The organism is Streptomyces sp. NBC_01012, from assembly GCF_045162755.1.
Classification (GTDB): Bacteria; Actinomycetota; Actinomycetes; order Streptomycetales; family Streptomycetaceae; genus Streptomyces.
Genome location: NZ_CP108688.1, coordinates 3,237,028 through 3,252,511, shown reverse-complemented (window position 1 = coordinate 3,252,511; position 15,484 = coordinate 3,237,028). Strand labels below are relative to the sequence as shown.

Below are 15,484 nucleotides of genomic sequence, written 5' to 3'. Positions count from 1 at the left end.
CTCTACGCGACCGAAATTAGGGTACTGAGAGTACCTTAAGGCCGTGTCTGCCGTGCTCGCCCGCCCGGATTTGGCGCGCGCACGCTCCGTGCCGTAGATATCGGCGTACGGACGGGGACGGAGGACGGTGAGAGGGGGCGACCGGTGCCGGAAGCCGGTGACGGGCAGCGGGCGGCCGGGGTGCGGCGGCGGCGCGGGGCCGTGCTGGAGGAGGCGATCCTCCGGGCGGCGGCCGAGGTGCTGCGGGAGTCCGGTTTCGCCGGGCTGACCATGGACGAGGTGGCCAGGCGGGCGGGCACGAACAAGAACGCCATCTACCGCCGCTGGCCCAACCGCGTCGCCCTCGGCACTGCCGCGTACCGCAGGATGACCGAGGCGCAGACCGCGGTGCCGGACACCGGATCGCTGCGGGGCGATGCGCTGGAGCTGCTCCGGCGCGCCAACAGCACCTGGTCGTCGCCGTACGGGGAGATCCTGCGCGGCCTGATCGCCGCGGCCGGCGGTGCTCCGGAGCTGCTCGCCGAGCTGCGCGACGGGCAGGGGCCCGAGGGCGGCGCCTACGGTGCCGCGTGGACGACGGCGCTCGGCCGGGCGGTGGCCCGCGGCGAGGCGGCGCCCGGGGCGATGCACCCGAGGGTCGCGTCGGCGCCGGTCGCGCTGCTGCGCAACGAGTACATGACGCGGGGCATCCCGGCGGTCCCGGACGCCGTCCTGGTCGAGATCGTCGACGAGGTGTTCCTGCCGCTGGTCCACGGCAGGGCCGAGGGGTAGCTTCGGCCCGCCCTCGCGCGCGGACGGGCCTGGCAGAATCGTCGTATGGCGGACATCATCTCGCGCGACGGAACGTGGAACTTCGACGGAGACACGGTGCGCATCGTCCCCGGCAGCAAGGTGCACCCGGTGCGGCAGGACCTCGGCGAACTCGCCGTCCCGCTGCGGGCGGTGGCGGGCGTCTCGTTCGAGCCGGACCGCAAGGGAGGCCGTCTGCGCCTGCGGCTGCGCACCGGGGCCTGCCCCGTGCTGCGGGCCGCGGACGGCCGGCTCAAGGATGCCGCCGACCCGTATCAGCTGGTGGTGGAGAAGGACCGTACGGGCGTGGCGGAGTACCTCGTCGACGAGATACGCAACGCCCTGCTGATCGAGCAGGTGCCCGAAGGCCCGGTGGAACGCTTCCTGCTGCCCGGCCCTTCGGTGCCGGTTTCGGGCGGCGGCGGTGACGGCACGGCGTCCTTCGACGGGGAGACGGTCCGCCTGACCTGGAACTGGAAGGCCGAGGAGTCGAAGACCGAGACCGGCCCCGTCACCCTTCCGCTGGCGGAGGTGACCGGGGTGCGCTGGGTGCCCGCGATCGGTCTCGAGAACGGCTCGCTGCGCTTCGACAGGGGAGGTGCGGTCTCGGCCTCTCCCGCGAAGTTCGACCTGTACTCCCTGGATCTGTGGGGGCTGTCGAAGCGGGAGTACACGGCGGTCCTGGTCGCCGCCGCCGTACTCGTACGCATGCCGGCGACCGCCGAGCCCGACGCGCCCCCTGCCGCACTCGAAGCGCCCCAGGCCCCGCCCGCCGACGACCACGACGTCCTGCTGCGCCGGCTCCGCGAACTCGGCGAGCTGCACGCGTCGGGCATCCTCACCGACGAGGAGTTCACCACCGCCAAACAGGCCGTGCTGAAGCGTCTCTGAGACGGCGGGAGACCGCCGGGCGCGGGCCGGCGCTGTCCGTGACTTCCCTCCAGGCGACGGATGTACCCGGCGCGCGCGGCACAACTGTGCGAGCGCTCACCGGTCCTGGCGGACTGTGCGTGCGACGGCGCGGCGTGGGGCGTGTCGGACGGGATGTGCCGTGACAATGGCGCACGCGCCATCCAGAGGCGCCCGAGCTCTCTACGGCGCTCGCGATCCGCTCGACCGCGGCCGTGGGCACCGGAGGGGCGGCAGACCAAGGAGGACCCGTGGTGGATGTCCCGGTGGACCAAGTGACCGGTGCGGTCGACGGTGCGCGTACGCGGGCCCGTGGGCAGCTCCTCGACGCTGCCCTTGAGCTCTTCGGGGTGTACGGCTACGCGCAGACGTCGGACTACGCCCTGTGTGCGATGGCCGGTGTGCCGGAGGAGGCGCTCCGGGAGGAGTTCGGCTCCCGGGAGGGCCTGTTGATGGCCCTGCACAACCAGATCACGACCGCCGGTCTGCGGGCGTCCGAAGTGGCCCTGCTCTCCGAGGGGATGGACGACTGTCCGATCGGGCAGCGCTTCCGGCGGCTCTTCGACGCGTACGTGTCGGCGGTGACCCGGGACCTTCGGGAGGCGCGGGTGACGTTCGTCGAGGTGCTGGGTGTGAGCCCGGCGGTGGACGCGCACTGCAAACGGTGGCGTGATCTGTGGACGGACTTCCTGACCGGTGAGGCCGAACGTGCGGCGGTGCGCGGCGAGGTGCCGGAGCGTGACCACCGGGTCGTGGTGATGGTGATGGTGGGTACGGTCCACGAGCTCATGGCGCACCACGCCCGGCGCCCGCGCCGTGCCCGGCCCGACGAGGTGTCGGAGGAGCTGACCAAGCTGGGGCTCGCGATGCTGGGGATCGAGACCACGGACTGAGCGCGGACCCCCGGCGGTGCGTCAGGGTGTCAGCCGGGCAGCTTGATGTCCGCCGCTATGGGCAGGTGGTCGCTGCCGGTCGCGGGCAGCGTGCGGACGCGGGTGACCTCCGCCGAGCGGGTGAGGACCTGGTCGATCCGGGCCACCGGGAGCTTCGCCGGCCAGCTGAACGCGAAGCCGGGGCCCGGCGGGTTCAGCTGCGAGCTGACCGGTTCCAGACCGCGGTCGTCCACCGTGCTGTTGAGGTCACCGAACAGGATCACCCGGTCCAGCGGTTCGGCGGCGATGGCCCTGCCCAGGAGGGCGGCGCTCTCGTCCCGCAGGCCCGAGGTGAGGCCGCTCGTCGGGCCGATCCGTACGGAGGGCAGGTGGGCGACGTACACGGCGATCTCGCCCCGGGGTGTACGGGCCGTCGCCCGCAGCCCGCGGTCCCAGCCCGCACCGACGCTCTCGGGCCTGATGTCCACCAGCCGTACGCCGGTGAGCGGGTACTTCGACCAGAGGCCGACCGTGCCCTTCGTCGCGTGGTGGGGGTAGTCACCGGCCAGCGCCTTCTCGAAGGCCGGCAGGGCCGGGGCCGTCACTTCCTCCAGGGCGATGAGGTCGGCGTCCGCAGCGGCCAACGACCGTGCGGCGGCGGCAGGATCGGGGTTCTCGTCGCTGATGTTGTGCTGGACCACGGTGAAGGTGCTGTCGGGAGCCTGGCCCCAGGTGAACAGCAGACTCCCGAAGAGGGCGGACCAGGCGGCCACGGGCAGCAGCAGCGCGGCCGACGCCAGGAGCGAGCGGCGCAGGAGTGCCGGGACCAGCAGGACGGGGACGGCCAGGCCGAGCCAGGGCAGGAAGGTCTCCAGCAGACTGCCCACATGGCCCGGGGTGTTGGGGACGAGGCCAGGGAAGACGAGCAGGACGGCTGCCGACAGGCAGAGCAGGGCGGTCACGCGGCCCCGCTTCCAGCTCCAGTTACGCGCCTTCGCGGCCCGCTTCGTCGACACTCGTTCACGCTCCGGTCCAGGGGCCTCCCCGTAAGGCCCCGCACGTGAGGAGGACGCCTGTGCCCTTGATCCGGTTCCGGGGCGCGGAGCCGGCTCAGACAGCCGCCAGGGCTCCCGCGTACGGGCCGCCCACGCCCCAGGCCCGGTGCATCGTGTCGGCGAACGCCCCGGCCAGTTTGTGCTCGCCGGCCGGGCCCGGGTGGGTGCCGTCGTAGGTGTCCGTGTGGATGTCGTAACCCGCGGGGTGCGCGGCGAGCAGCACCGGGGACGAGGGTGTGTCCAGGTCGGCGACGGCCTTCGCGAGCAGCGTGTTGAAGCGGTCGCACTCGGCGGCGAAGGGGGCGTCGGACTCCGCCCTGACGTTCGGTATGACCGGGAGCAGCACCTGCCGGACACGGGGGTTCGCGGTGCGGGCCGCGGTGATGAACTCCCGTGCGTTCGCGGCCGTCTGCGCACTGTCGGTGTAGAAGCCGAGGTCTATCAGCCCGAGCGACACCAGCAGGATGTCGGCGCGGGTCGCCGTGACCGTGTCCGCGATGACCGGGGCCATGTGGAGCCACCCCTCGCCCCAGCCGGCCAGGTGCCGGCGCGCGGGCTCGGGGAAGGCGGTGTCGCCGTACGCGTGGGAGAGCGGGGCGTTCGCGTCCGCGTCGTACAACTCGGTACGCGGGCCCGTGATCGCGTACGCATCGGTGCCGAGGGTCGCTTCGAGGTGCTGCCACATGCGGTAGCGCCAGGTGAAGTCGCCGGAACGCCCGATGGTCATGGAGTCGCCGACGAAGAGAAAACGCATGGCGACATCATGGCGGATCACTGCTCCGGCCTGCGACGTGACAGTGGACACTTGTGCCATGAGATCGCTGCTGACCGTCGCCGCTGCCGCCGCCCTCCTGTTCCTGACGGGGCCGGTGCCCGCTGTCGCGGACGACGGGGACGGGGCGGACCAGAGCTTCACCATCGAGGACCCCCGGATCACCGAGTCCAGCGGTCTCGCCGCCAGCCGTATCCACCCGGGGATCTACTGGACGCACAACGACAGCGACGACGGGCCGTACGTCTACGCCGTGGACTCCAGGACCGGGAAGACCGTGGCGACGATCACGATGAAGGGCGTGGGCGAGCCCCGTGACGTGGAGGCCATCTCGCTCGGGCCGGACGGGAACCTGTACGTCGGTGACATCGGCGACAACCTCGACGGCACCTGGGACCACGTCTGGATCTACCGCTTCCCCGAGCCGAAGGAGCTCGCCGACGCGACGGTGCGGGCCACGCAGTTCGATGTGACCTACGCGGACGGGGCGCGCAACGCCGAGGCGCTGATGGTCCACCCGAAGACCGGGCGGGTGTACATCGCGTCGAAGAGGGAGGGCGGCGGCGGGCTCTACGAGGGCCCGGAGAAGCTGGCCACCGGCGGGAACAACGTCTTCCGGCGGGTGGGGGAGGTGCCGTGGGTGACGGACGGGGCGTTCTCGCCCGACGGCAAGGAGCTGGTGCTGCGCTCGTACTTCAGCGCCCGCGCCTACGTCTTCGCGAAGGGCAGGCTCGGCGCCGACCACGCGGTGAGCGCGCCGCTCCAGGGCCAGTCCGAGTCGGTGACGTACACGGCGGACGGCTCGGCGATGATGTTCGGCTCCGAGGGGAAGAACAGCGAGGTGGCGCGCGTGGACGTGGAGGGCAGGTCGGCCTCCCCGGCCGGCGGGGGCGGCGGGACGTCGTCCGGGGGCGACGGCGGTTCGGGGACGGGCGGTACGGGCACCGCGACGGGTGCCGCCGTGGCGGTCGGGGTCGTCGTGCTGGCGCTCGCCCTGGCCAGGCGCCGCCGGAAGTAGGGCGCGCGCCGTGGTGACCGGCTGCCGCGGGTCCCGGTCCGCTCAGTCCTCGTCGGTGATCGGCCGCAGCTCGTAGTGGAGCGTGCGGTCACGCTTCAGCCGGTGGGTGAGGGGGACGGCCACCCCGTGGAGCGCCGGGTACTTCCGGGAGAGCGTCCGGGCCGCGTGGGTGTTCTCCTTCGAGTCCGCCGGCAGGAGTCGTGCCCATGCCTTCACGGGCGGTCCTGTCGGTGCGCCCCGCACGGTGCACGGGGCGATCTCCACCACCGGGTGGTTACGCATCCGGTCGACCTTCCAGGCCGAGGAGAACGTACGGATGTAGGCGTGGTCGCCCTCGACGGCGATGCTGACGGGGGTGTGGGCAGCCGATCCGTCCGGCCTGCGGCTGCTGAGCAGGACGGTGTACTGCTTCACGAAGGGCTCCAGCTCACGGATCGTGTCCATATATCCATGGTGCAGGAAAATGGGGCAAAGTGTGCTTCAGGGCCGCACCCTCCCCGCCCGGCATACAGTCGGCCCATGCCGGCCCACCAGGCTCCCCAGCCCTTCTCCACCTCCCGCCTCGACGCGCTGCCGCTCGACGTCTCGCACGCGGACGAGATGGCCGTGGTGCTCTTCGACCCCGCCCTGTACGTCCGTACGGGAGGCGCCCCGGAGGACGCCGGCGCCCTCCGGGCCCGCTACGAGCGGCAGAGCGCCGGTTCGCCCGACCCTGCCGAGCTCTGGTGGAACTGGGTGCTCAGGGTGCGTACCGACGGCTGCCTGGCCGGTTACGTCCAGGCGACCGTGCGCGGGGCGCGTGCGGAGGTCGCCTGGGTGGTCGGGGTCCGCTGGCAGGGCCGGGGGTACGCCAAGGAGGCGGCGGCCGGCCTGGTCCGGCACCTGCTGGACCAGGGTGGGGTCCAGGGGCAGGGCCGGGGCCCCGTCCGTACGGTTGTCGCCCACATCCACCCGGGGCACGCGGCTTCCGCCGCCGTGGCAACGGCCGCAGGGCTGCTGCCGACGGGGGAGTGGGAGGACGGCGAGGTGCGGTGGCGGCTGGACGCTGCCAGGGACGCGCCCAGGGGCGTCGGGTGAGGGTGAACGGCGGGCCCCGGGTGCCATGACTGATCACGACATGGCATGGATTGTCTTATACCGTCGTTCTACACGGTGATGTGGACGCTGTGAGCTCCTGCCGACGCGACCGACGGGGAGGCCCTGGGGTGAGCGAACTGGAGAGGCTGGAAGCCCTGCGGCTCGCGGGGCTCTCGGCATCGGCCGATCCCGGCATGGACCGCTTCGCGCGGCTGGTCACCCGGCTGCTCCGTGTCCCGGTCTCGCTGGTCTCGCTGCTGGAGTCCGACCGGCAGGTCTTCCCCGGCATGGTCGGACTCGCCGAACCCTGGGCAGGACAGCGTGCGACCCCGCTGAGCCACTCGTTCTGCCAGCACGTCGTGATCGACGGCCGTCCGTTGATCCTCCGGGACACCCGGGAGCATCCGCGCACCTGCGCGAGTCTCGCCATCCCCGATCTCCAGGTGATCGCGTACGCCGGAATGCCACTGACCGACGCCGACGGGCACGTCCTGGGGTCGCTCTGCGCCATCGACCACGAGCCCCGGGAGTGGAGCGCGGAGGAGTTGCAGGACCTTGAGGACCTCACCACCGCCTGCTCGGTGGAGATGCAGCTGCGGATCGCCACCGAGCGGATCCGGCAGGACCGCGACCACGCGGAGGTGCTGCTGCGTGCCGCCGTCGAGCTGGGCCACTCCCACGACCTGACGGACCTCACCCGCCGGCTGCGCCGCATGTTCGCCACCCCCTCCGAGCCGGCCTTCGTGGTCCTGCTGCTCGCGGACCGCGAGGGGCTGTGGCGCGTCATCGACCCGGACGACGTGAAGCCGGTGGAGAGCGCCATCGGCCGTCTCGGCCTGGACGCGGGCTTCCCCAGCGTCCAGGCCGTGCGCGAGCAGCGCACCGTCTTCGTTCCCGACCGCGAGGCACTCGTGGCCGGCTTCAGCCCGGAGGCCGTGGCCGCGTACGACGAGCTGGGGCTCCGCTCCGTGCTCTGTGTGCCGCTGCCCCGCCGTGGCGTGCTGGTGTGGTGCTGGCCGAACCCCCACACCCTGTCGTTGACGGAGGAGGCGTCCCTCACCGCGGTGGCCGGATACGTCAGCCAGGCGGTGGACCGCACCCTGTTCGTCGAGACCCGGCTCAGCACCGCCGCGCAGCTCCAGGCGGCGATGCTGACCGAACTGCCGACCGTGCCCGGCCTGGACATGGCCGCCCTGTATCTGCCGGCGACCGACCAGGACATGGTGGGCGGCGACTGGTACGACGCCTATCAGCTGCCCCCGCTCCCGGACACCCCGCGGCGCGCCCTGATGCTGTCCATCGGCGACATCATCGGACACGACGTGCAGGCCGCGGCCGTGATGGGCCAGGTCCGCAGCATGCTCCGCCAGGCCACCCTCGGCCACTCGGCGCACTCGCCCGCCGCCGCGCTGGACGCGGTCGACAGGGCCTTCGAGGCGCTGCCGCTCGGCCCCGGCGCCACCGCCGTGCACGCCCGCCTCGACGCGGACGCCGGCCGCTGGCATCTGACCTGGTCCAACGCGGGCCACCCGGCGCCGCTGCTGCGGACCCCCGACGGCCGTGTCTCGCTCCTGGACCCGCACGACCTGATCCTGCTCGGTGCCCCGAGCGGCCTCCCACGCCATGACCACGCGTGTGAACTCCCCCTGGGCAGCGTCCTCCTGCTGTACACCGACGGGCTGGTCGAACGCCGTGACACCGACATCGACACGACCATCGCCCAGGCGGCGGCCACCCTGTCGGCACACGGCGACCAGCCGCTGCGTCAGCTCCTCGAGGCGCTCTCGCACGGGCTGGCGGACGCCCCGCAACGGGACGATGTGGCGGTACTGGTCGTCCGTGTCACGGGAGCGGGGACGCGGCAGGAGACGTAGGGCGGCGGCCCGGTTCCCTTCGTGACCTCAGGCCGTCAGCCGGCTGAGCGAAGCAGGGACGGCGGCTGAGTGAAGCAGGAACGGCCCCGCACACCGAGGTGTGCGGGGCCGTTCCGGGTGCCACTGGGTCACAGCTTGTCGATCACGTGGTCGATGCAGGCCGTGAGCGCCTGTACGTCCGCCGGGTCGATCGCGGGGAACATCGCCACGCGCAGCTGGTTGCGGCCCAGCTTGCGGTACGGCTCCGTGTCGACGATGCCGTTGGCGCGGAGCACCTTGGCGACGGCCGCGGCGTCGATGCCGTCCTCGAAGTCGATCGTGCCGATGACCTGCGAGCGCTTCGCCGGGTCGGTGACGAACGGGGTGGCGTACTTGGAGTCCTCGGCCCAGCCGTACAGGTGCTGCGACGACGCGGCCGTGCGGCCGGTCGTGAAGTCCAGGCCGCCCTGGGTGTTCATCCACTTCAGCTGCTCGTTCAGCAGGAAGAGGGTGGCCAGCGCCGGGGTGTTGTACGTCTGGTTCTTCAGGGAGTTGTCGATCGCCGTGGGCAGCGAGAAGAACTCCGGGACGTGCCGGCCGGAGGCGTGGACGCGCGCGGCGCGGTCGAGGGCCGCCGGGGAGAACACGCCGATCCACAGGCCGCCGTCGGAGGCGAAGGACTTCTGCGGGGCGAAGTAGTAGACGTCGGTCTCGGTGATGTCCACCGGCAGGCCGCCCGCGCCCGAGGTGGCGTCCACCAGGACGAGGGAGCCGTCGTCGGCGCCCGCGACGCGCTTCACGGGGGCCGCGACACCGGTGGAGGTCTCGTTGTGGGTGAAGGCGTAGACGTCGACGCCCGCCTCGGCCTTCGGGTCCGGGTGGGTGCCCGGGTCGGAGGCGATGACGGTCGGGTCGGCCAGCCACGGGGCGAGTTTGGCGGCCTTCGCGAACTTGGAGGAGAACTCGCCGAAGTTCAGGTGCTGGGACTTCGACTCGATCAGACCGTGCGTCGCGACGTCCCAGAAGGCGGTGGACCCGCCGTTGCCCAGGATGACCTCGTACCCCTCGGGGAGGGAGAAGAGGCTGCGTACGCCGTCACGTACCTCGCCGACCAGGTTCTTCACAGGAGCCTGGCGGTGGGACGTACCGAGAAGGGAGGTGCCGGTCGCGGCGAGCGCGTCGACCGCCTCCGTCCGCACCTTGGAGGGCCCGGCGCCGAAACGTCCGTCGGCGGGCTTGAGGTCTGCGGGAATCTGGATGTCAGCCACGACCCGGAGCGTAGTCCCTCCCGGGGGCGGTCGAGGACCATGTCCGTCGGATGAGACGAGCGCCTCGGGCCGTGGGCGACGGGACCGGCGGGCGGTCAGCCCAGATCGACCGGGAGCTCGTACAGGTCGTTCTGCGTCACGATCGGCTTGTTCCGCAGGTCGGAGGCCGGTACCGCGAGGTCCAGGTCGGGGAAGCGCTCGTACAGCGCGGGCAGCGCGACCCCTGCCTCCAGCCGGGACAGCGCGGCGCCCGGGCAGACGTGCGGGCCGTGGCCGAAGGCGATGTGGCGGTTGCGGTTGGGGGAGCGGGTGATGTCGAACTCGCCCGCGGTCTCGCCGTACTGCTTCTCGTCACGGCCCAGCGCGCCGAAGGACACGATGAGCGCCTCGCCCTTCGGCAGGACCTTGTCGCCGACCTCGATGTCCTCGGTCGCGAAGCGGATCAGGACGTGCGAGGTCGGGGTGTTCCAGCGCAGCGTCTCCTCGATCACGTTCTCCCAGGGCACCTCGCCGCTCAGCACGCGCCTGCGCTGCTCGGGGTGGGTCTGGAGCGCCTCGACGACATTGACGACCAGGCTGATCGTGGTCTCGTGACCGGCCGCGATGATCAGCGACAGCGTGTTGACGATCTCCTCGTCGGTGAGGTGGTCACCGTCCTCGGAGGCCGCGATCAGGGCGCTGGTCAGGTCGTCGCCCGGGTCTCCCCGCTTGGCGTCGACGATCTTCGTGAACAGGATGCCCAGGTCCGCCATCACCTGCGGGACCTCGTCCGGCGGGGTCTGCGTCGAGAAGAACTTCTCGAACAGCTCCTTGAGCCGGGGGTGGTCCGCCGCGTCGACACCCATCAGTTCGCTGATGACGTTCATCGGCAGCGGGTAGGCGAACTCGGCCTTCAGATCGACCGTCTCGCCCTTGGGCAGCGCCGCGAGCCGGTCGAGTGAGGCGTTCGTCAGCGCCTCGATGCCGGCGCGCAGCCGCTCGACCCGCTTCACCGTCAGCGCCTGCGCGACCAGGCTGCGCAGCCTGCGGTGCTCGGAGCCGTCGACGGTCAGCATGGAGCGGCCGGGGTTGGCCAGGCCGATCAGCGGCCAGTCCAGCGGGATCTCACCGCGCTGCCAGGCGTTCCACACGTCGATGTCCTTGACCACCCGGCTGTCGGTGAGCAGCTGGCGCGCCTCGGCGTGGTGCGTCACCGCGTAGCAGTGCACCCCGCCGGGGAGTTCCACCTCGGCCAGCGGACCTGCGGCGCGCAGTGCCGCGCTCTCGGTGTCGAGGTCGGCGACGAGGGGATCGAGGGCGATCCGGGTCATTTCTGGCCTCCAAGTGCGGGGGTGGGCGTGAAGTGCACCGGCAGTTCCGTCAGCCCGCGCAGCCACGGGGAGGGGCGCCGGGTCAGCTGGTCCTCGGTGACGGCGAGGTCCACGTCAGGGAGCCGGTCCAGGAGCACCTCGATCCCCGTACGCGCGATGACCTCCGCGGTCTCCTGGGCGGGGAACGGGCAGCGGTGCTCGCCGTGACCGAAGGAGAGGAACGCGCTGTTGCCGCCGGTCAGCGCGGAGCCGTCGGTGCGTACCTGCGGGTCGCCGTTGGCGGCGGCGATCCCGAGGAGCAGGAGGTCCCCGGCGCGGATGTGGCGTCCGCCGAGGTGGGTGTCACGGGACGCCCAGCGGCCCGCGACGTTCTGGGTGGGGGTGTCCTCCCAGAGCACCTCGTTCATGGCTTCGGCGACGCTGTGCCGGCCGCCGGAGAGCGACGCTGCGAAGCGGTCGTCGGTGAGCATCAGCCGTAGCGAGTTGCCCATCCAGTCGGCGGTCGGCTGGTGGCCTGCGACGATCATCACCATGAGGTCCTGGGCGATCTCCTCGTCGGTGAAGCCGCCCGGGTCCTGGAGCATCCGGGTCGCGACGTCGTCGCCGGGCCGGTCGTGCGTGTCGGCCAGGAGCCGGAACGTGGCCCCGCCGAGCAGCTGCTGGCCGGCGAGGGCCCGCTCACCGCCGTCGACCAGGTTGTTGATCGCGTCGACGAGAGGGCCGATGACCTCGTCGCCGAACCCGTAGATCCTCGCCAGGACACGCGCGGGCAGCAGCATCGCGTAGTCCGCGATGATGTCGGTGCGGCCGGTGGAGCAGAAGCCGTCGATGAGGTCGTCGGCGAACTCCTCGGCGTACCGCTTGAGCACGAACGGGTCGACGCCTTCGAGCGCGTTGCTGATCATCGCGGCGCGCACGGTGTGCCGTTCGCCGACCGTGTAGAGGATCGACGGCTGCTTGTGGCCGATCATCGGCAGCAGCGGCCAGCCGTCCGGGATGTGCTCCCACTGGTTCCACAGGTCCGAGTCCCGGCTGAAGAGCACCGGGTCGTTGGTGACCTGGTGCAGCTCCCGGTAGCCGAGGATCAGCCACGCGGGTATGTCACCGTCGAGCAGCACGGGGGCCACGGAGCCCTGGTCGCGGCGCATGTCCCGGTACAGCTGCGCGGGGTCCGTCTGGAACCTGGGCCCGGACAGCGGGGTGAAGGTCTCGGACATGGGGCACTTGGTCACGGGGTGTGCTCCGGGGTCATGGCCGCCGCGCCCTGGCCGCCGCTGAGGGCGGGAGCCGCGGCGCCCTTCGCGCGGGCGACGGCGAGTGCGTGGACGTGCTCGACCAGCGTGATCAGGACGTATTTGCTGGAGGAGCGGTCCCGGGCGTCGCACTCGACGAGCGGCACGTCGGGAGAGAGGTCGAGGGCCTCGCGGATCTGCTCAGCGGTGTGGAGCGGGCCGCCGAAGTCGTTGCACGCGACGATGAACGGCGTGCCGTGGTGCTCCAGCCGGTCGATCGCGTACCAGGAGTCGGCGAGCCGCCGGGTGTCGACGAGCACGACGGCTCCGAGGGTGCCGGAGAAGAGGCGGTCCCAGAGGAACCAGAAGCGCTCCTGGCCCGGCGCGCCGAAGAGGTAGAGGACCGAACGCGCGTCGAGCGTGATGCGGCCGAAGTCGAAGGCGACCGTGGTGGACGTCTTGGAGTGCACCCCGTCGAGGTCGTCGACGGCTTCGCCCGCGGTGGTCATGGTCTCCTCCGTGTTGAGCGGACGGATCTCGCTCACGGATCGGACCATGGTGGTCTTGCCGACCCCGAAGCCGCCGACAACGACGATCTTCAGTCCGTTGTCGGCCGTCGCCTGCAGGGCGGCACGGTCAGAGGTTGCGGAGTCCAACGAGCACCTGTTCCAGGGTGTCGGTGTCGGGGAGCCGGTCCTCGACACGTGCAGTACGGGGGTGGCGGGCGCTGATCCGGCCGGTGTCCAGCAGGTCGCACAGCATGATGCGGACGATGCTGATGGGCAGGTTCAGGGTGGCCGAGATCTCGACGACCGCGGTGGGTCGTTGGCACATCCGCAGGATCGCGACGTGCTCCGACTGCATCCCGGGGGTCGGTTCGCACTCGGCGACGACGAGCGTCACCAGGTCGAACGCGGCCGAGTCCGACCGGCTGCGGCCACCCGTCAGGGTGTACAGCCGGTCCGGGTCGTCGTCGCGTCCGGGTCGGGGGCGCGGGACCGGAGTCATACGTCGGCGGATTCCGTCGCCGGGGTGCCCGTCCCGCCGCGTGGCGGGGCGACGAGGTGTTCGCCGAGCTGCTCGACGAGTTCGCTCATGTTGTGGCCGACGAGGCCGACGTCGGAGTCCTCGGCCGCCACGACGGCCAGGTGGGCGCCCGCGCCCGCCTCGACGATGAAGAGCACGCCGCCGTAGAACTCGGTCATCGCGGACCGTACGCCGCCGGTGCCGTCACCGAACTCGACGGACGCGCCGTGCGACAGGCTCTGGATGCCGGCGGAGATCGCGGCCAGCTGGTCGGCCTGGTCGACGGAGAGTTCGGGGGTGCGGCACAGCTTCAGGCCGTCCCGGGACAGGACGAGAGCGTGCCGGGCGCCGGGGGTGCGGTCCAGCAGCCCCTCCAGCAGCCAGTTCAGCTTCTCGTCGGTGGTCGCGCTCATCGGGTGTTGCCTTCCGGGTGCGGGGAATTGGCTCGTACGGCCTGGCTGAAGGTGCTGAAGCGGGCAGCCTGCACCTTCGGGTCGGTGGTACGAGGCCTGGGGGAATCGGCTTCGCCGGGGGCGCCGTTGCCGGCGGTACGGGCTTCCGCGGCGGCCAGGGTGCGGCCACGGCGGCGCTTGGGCAGTCCGCTCTCGCCGAACTGGGGGACGGCACCGGTGGATTCGGACACGGACTCCGCGGCACCGCCGTCCGTACGGGACGCGGACCCGGGGGAGACCGCGGCGGCCGGGGCGTGGTTCTCCGTGTCAGGGTTCTCCGCGTCGCGGTTCTCCGTGTCGGGGTTCTCCGCGTCGGGCGTGGTGTGGGCCGGCTCGGGCTCGGGGCGCCGTGCGGGCCGCTCCGGGGCCGCGGCCGGTGCGGACGTCCGGGAGATGAGCTCCTGCGGCAGCATCATCAGCGCGCCCGTGCCGCCGCGCGCCGACGGCCGGAAGGAGACGGTCAGCCCGTGCTTCCTGGCCAGCCGGCCGACGACGGTGAGGCCGAGCCGGGTGCCGGAGAGACCCGTGAGGTCCTGGTCTGACGCGGACACGGCCCGCTCGGCGCGGCGCAGCTGCACATCGCTCATCACCAGGCCGCTGTCCTCGACGGTGACGACGATGCCCGCGGGGACCTCCTCGACGTACACATGCACCTCGGCGGTGGGCGGCGAGAAGTTGGCCGCGTTGTCGAGGAGTTCGGCCAGGGCGTGCATGACGCCTTCGGCGGCGTGGCCCGCGATGGCCACATCGCTGGTCGAGTGGAGGCGGATGCGCTGGTAGCCGCCGATACGGCCCATGGCGCCGCGCAGGATGGACTCCATCACGATGGGCTTGGCCCAGCGGCGTCCGGAGCGCGCCCCGGTCAGCACGGCGATGGAGTCGGCGAGCCTGCCTGCCTGGGCGGTGCGGTGGTCCAGGTGCAGCAGATCACCGAGCACGTCCTCCGCGGTGTGCCGGTGCTCCATCTCACGCAGGTCGGCCAGCATGCTCGTGGCCAGGGCCTGCATCCTGCCGGCGGCGTTGGCGCAGGCGGCGACCGCGGCGGAGCGCTCGGTCTCACTGCGCCGGGCGCGGGCGGTGAGCCGCGCGGTCTCGGTGGTGAGCCGTTCGTGCTGCTCGGCGGCGTCGGTGGTGAGCCGGCTGATCCGGGCGTCGGCCTCGGCGGTGAGCCGGGCCGTCTCGGCGGCGGCGGCCGCCTTGAGCCGGGCGGTCTCGGCGGTGAAGCGCTGGGCCTCGGCGGCCGAGTTCGAGACGAGGCGGGAGGTCTCGGCGGTGAAGCGCTGCGCCTCGGCTGCCTTCAGAGCGCGCAGCTGGCGTGCGGTGGCGAGTGTGTGGACCGTGACGGCCACCGCGGCGCACAGCAGCACGGCGGTGGCGCCCGCGCCCCAGGCGAGCGGGGTCCGTACCGAGTCAGGAGCGGCGGCGACCGCCCACAGGCACAGAGCGCAGGTGATGGCTGCCGAGATCAGCAGGGCGTATGCGGTCGGCCGGAGTGAAGGGCGCAATCGAAGTCCTCGGGGCGGACGGTGCGGCGGGAGGGGCAGGTGCGACGGACGGGCAGATGCGTAAGGACATCCGGGATATATCGGTGTGGTGATGGTGAAAGAACCACAACTGGAGCTGATTGTTCCCGATCAAGTCACGGCAACTATAGGAGAATTGGCGACTTGTTTGGGGATTCCTTGTGGCTACTTCTGTATGAAATCTGGCGTGAACCGACTCGATTCGTGTCCTGTTGTCGGTGTTCCCGGGTGTGAGTGACGGGACAGGAGGGTGAGTCGTGATGAATGTGGCGATATGTCCCCTGTGTGAGGCTTGATTTGTCACGATCGTCGCTCGTGAGCCGGTGGC

The 15,484-nt window shown here is 71.6% G+C and carries 16 protein-coding genes; 6 read left to right on the top strand and 10 right to left on the bottom strand.

What is annotated here, in order from left to right; genetic code table 11:
• Nucleotides 1-144 precede the first annotated feature (144 nt).
• The 3 genes from OG623_RS14500 to OG623_RS14490 all read left to right on the top strand — a co-directional run bounded on the left by OG623_RS14500 (nt 145) and on the right by OG623_RS14490 (nt 2,591).
• Complete coding sequence (locus OG623_RS14500) at nt 145-771, top strand: TetR/AcrR family transcriptional regulator (protein WP_406146836.1); 627 nt, start codon at nt 145-147, stop codon at nt 769-771.
• A gap of 45 nt (nt 772-816) precedes the next feature.
• Nucleotides 817-1,680, top strand: a complete 864-nt coding sequence (locus OG623_RS14495; RefSeq protein ID WP_406146834.1) for a DUF4429 domain-containing protein — start codon at nt 817-819, stop codon at nt 1,678-1,680.
• A gap of 269 nt (nt 1,681-1,949) precedes the next feature.
• Nucleotides 1,950-2,591: a TetR/AcrR family transcriptional regulator gene (locus OG623_RS14490; RefSeq protein WP_406146833.1), complete on the top strand. Its 642-nt coding sequence runs from the start codon at nt 1,950-1,952 to the stop codon at nt 2,589-2,591.
• 29 nt (nt 2,592-2,620) lie between these two features.
• On the opposite strand, the gene OG623_RS14485 is transcribed toward OG623_RS14490, so the two are convergent.
• Both OG623_RS14485 and OG623_RS14480 read right to left on the bottom strand, forming a co-directional pair.
• The gene (locus OG623_RS14485) at nt 2,621-3,586 is read right to left on the bottom strand and encodes an endonuclease/exonuclease/phosphatase family protein (RefSeq protein WP_406146832.1); all 966 of its coding nucleotides are present in this window, start codon (nt 3,584-3,586) and stop codon (nt 2,621-2,623) included.
• A 94-nt stretch (nt 3,587-3,680) separates the two neighbouring features.
• Entirely contained in the window at nt 3,681-4,439 is a 759-nt protein-coding gene (locus tag OG623_RS14480; protein WP_406146831.1) for a GDSL-type esterase/lipase family protein, read from the bottom strand.
• Here OG623_RS14480 and OG623_RS14475 point away from each other — a divergent pair.
• Nucleotides 4,438-5,415 carry a WD40 repeat domain-containing protein gene (locus OG623_RS14475; RefSeq protein WP_406146830.1) on the top strand — a complete coding sequence of 326 codons (978 nt, stop codon included), beginning with the start codon at nt 4,438-4,440 and terminating at the stop codon, nt 5,413-5,415. The two genes, OG623_RS14480 and OG623_RS14475, sit on opposite strands and share 2 nt — an antisense overlap.
• Nucleotides 5,416-5,457: 42 nt before the next feature.
• Here OG623_RS14475 and OG623_RS14470 read toward each other — a convergent pair whose 3' ends face one another.
• The gene (locus OG623_RS14470) at nt 5,458-5,859 is read right to left on the bottom strand and encodes a PPOX class F420-dependent oxidoreductase (RefSeq protein ID WP_406146828.1); all 402 of its coding nucleotides are present in this window, start codon (nt 5,857-5,859) and stop codon (nt 5,458-5,460) included.
• A gap of 75 nt (nt 5,860-5,934) precedes the next feature.
• On the opposite strand from OG623_RS14470, the gene OG623_RS14465 reads away from it, so the two are divergent.
• Together OG623_RS14465 and OG623_RS14460 are read left to right on the top strand one after the other, a co-directional pair.
• Nucleotides 5,935-6,492 (top strand): GNAT family N-acetyltransferase, encoded by a 558-nt coding sequence (locus tag OG623_RS14465; RefSeq protein ID WP_406146826.1) that lies wholly within the window; start codon nt 5,935-5,937, stop codon nt 6,490-6,492.
• A gap of 128 nt (nt 6,493-6,620) precedes the next feature.
• Nucleotides 6,621-8,366: a GAF domain-containing SpoIIE family protein phosphatase gene (locus tag OG623_RS14460; protein ID WP_406146824.1), complete on the top strand. Its 1,746-nt coding sequence runs from the start codon at nt 6,621-6,623 to the stop codon at nt 8,364-8,366.
• 128 nt (nt 8,367-8,494) lie between these two features.
• On the opposite strand, the gene serC is transcribed toward OG623_RS14460, so the two are convergent.
• The 7 genes from serC to OG623_RS14425 all read right to left on the bottom strand — a co-directional run bounded on the left by serC (nt 8,495) and on the right by OG623_RS14425 (nt 15,138).
• Nucleotides 8,495-9,613 carry a phosphoserine transaminase gene (serC, locus tag OG623_RS14455; RefSeq protein WP_406146823.1) on the bottom strand — a complete coding sequence of 373 codons (1,119 nt, stop codon included), beginning with the start codon at nt 9,611-9,613 and terminating at the stop codon, nt 8,495-8,497.
• A 95-nt stretch (nt 9,614-9,708) separates the two neighbouring features.
• Nucleotides 9,709-10,923: a cytochrome P450 gene (locus OG623_RS14450; RefSeq protein ID WP_406146822.1), complete on the bottom strand. Its 1,215-nt coding sequence runs from the start codon at nt 10,921-10,923 to the stop codon at nt 9,709-9,711.
• Nucleotides 10,920-12,140: a cytochrome P450 gene (locus OG623_RS14445; RefSeq protein WP_406146821.1), complete on the bottom strand. Its 1,221-nt coding sequence runs from the start codon at nt 12,138-12,140 to the stop codon at nt 10,920-10,922. Before OG623_RS14445 ends, OG623_RS14450 begins: the two co-directional genes overlap by 4 nt.
• A gap of 11 nt (nt 12,141-12,151) precedes the next feature.
• On the bottom strand, nt 12,152-12,811 hold the full coding sequence (locus OG623_RS14440; protein ID WP_406146819.1) for a GTP-binding protein: 660 nt from the start codon (nt 12,809-12,811) through the stop codon (nt 12,152-12,154).
• Nucleotides 12,792-13,163, bottom strand: a complete 372-nt coding sequence (locus OG623_RS14435; RefSeq protein WP_406146818.1) for a DUF742 domain-containing protein — start codon at nt 13,161-13,163, stop codon at nt 12,792-12,794. The genes OG623_RS14440 and OG623_RS14435 overlap by 20 nt, the downstream gene beginning before the upstream one ends.
• Complete coding sequence (locus OG623_RS14430; RefSeq protein WP_406146817.1) at nt 13,160-13,594, bottom strand: roadblock/LC7 domain-containing protein; 435 nt, start codon at nt 13,592-13,594, stop codon at nt 13,160-13,162. The genes OG623_RS14435 and OG623_RS14430 overlap by 4 nt, the downstream gene beginning before the upstream one ends.
• Nucleotides 13,591-15,138, bottom strand: coding sequence for a sensor histidine kinase (locus OG623_RS14425; RefSeq protein ID WP_406146816.1), 1,548 nt, complete (start codon nt 15,136-15,138; stop codon nt 13,591-13,593). The genes OG623_RS14430 and OG623_RS14425 overlap by 4 nt, the downstream gene beginning before the upstream one ends.
• Nucleotides 15,139-15,484: the final 346 nt, after the last annotated feature.

Excerpts from the sequence above, each read along its gene's own strand:
- OG623_RS14435 (WP_406146818.1), bottom strand. The coding sequence starts at position 13,163 with ATGACTCCGGTCCCGCGCCCCCGACCCGGACGCGACGACGACCCGGAC.
- OG623_RS14445 (WP_406146821.1), bottom strand. The coding sequence starts at position 12,140 with ATGTCCGAGACCTTCACCCCGCTGTCCGGGCCCAGGTTCCAGACGGAC.
- OG623_RS14480 (WP_406146831.1), bottom strand. The coding sequence starts at position 4,439 with ATGGCACAAGTGTCCACTGTCACGTCGCAGGCCGGAGCAGTGATCCGC.
- OG623_RS14430 (WP_406146817.1), bottom strand. The coding sequence starts at position 13,594 with ATGAGCGCGACCACCGACGAGAAGCTGAACTGGCTGCTGGAGGGGCTG.
- OG623_RS14450 (WP_406146822.1), bottom strand. The coding sequence starts at position 10,923 with ATGACCCGGATCGCCCTCGATCCCCTCGTCGCCGACCTCGACACCGAG.
- OG623_RS14470 (WP_406146828.1), bottom strand. The coding sequence starts at position 5,859 with ATGGACACGATCCGTGAGCTGGAGCCCTTCGTGAAGCAGTACACCGTC.
- OG623_RS14495 (WP_406146834.1), top strand. The coding sequence starts at position 817 with ATGGCGGACATCATCTCGCGCGACGGAACGTGGAACTTCGACGGAGAC.
- OG623_RS14465 (WP_406146826.1), top strand. The coding sequence starts at position 5,935 with ATGCCGGCCCACCAGGCTCCCCAGCCCTTCTCCACCTCCCGCCTCGAC.
- OG623_RS14475 (WP_406146830.1), top strand. The coding sequence starts at position 4,438 with ATGAGATCGCTGCTGACCGTCGCCGCTGCCGCCGCCCTCCTGTTCCTG.